Consider the following 377-nt stretch of genomic DNA (forward strand, 5'->3'; position numbering starts at 1 on the left):
TGATGTCGAGCCGCCGGGTCGCCACTGTAATTGCACCGCCCTCGGGCATTGCGTCCCGGGCGTTGATGCACAGGTTGAGCAGCGCGTCCAGGTCCGCGGCCCGGGCCTGCAGATCGTCGGCGCGGCTAAAGCTGAGGAGCCGCTTCGTCCCCCCAGCACCGCCCGATACAGACCCGGCGATCCCGTCCTCTGCCGGCTCGAAATTCCCGCTCTCGACCTTCCTCGCTGCCCGGGTCCGGGCGCTGAGCGCCGATCCGTTCGAAGGGGACCGGCTCCCGGAGCAGATCGGCGCGTACCTGCAGCAGCAGCGCCGCCGCTCGGTCCTGCCGGGCGAGCGCGACCTGCTGGTCGAGACGTTTCCGCGGGGCAAGCGCCAC

1 pseudogene is annotated in these 377 nt (G+C 71.1%); it reads left to right on the plus strand.

The annotated features are described in order from the left end of the window. Positions 1-146: 146 nt before the first annotated feature. Positions 147-377: pseudogene (locus MKK84_RS20975) on the plus strand (hypothetical protein); the annotation flags it as partial.

Origin of the sequence: Methylobacterium sp. E-065 (assembly GCF_022829605.1) — a bacterium.
Lineage (GTDB): Bacteria > Pseudomonadota > Alphaproteobacteria > Rhizobiales > Beijerinckiaceae > Methylobacterium.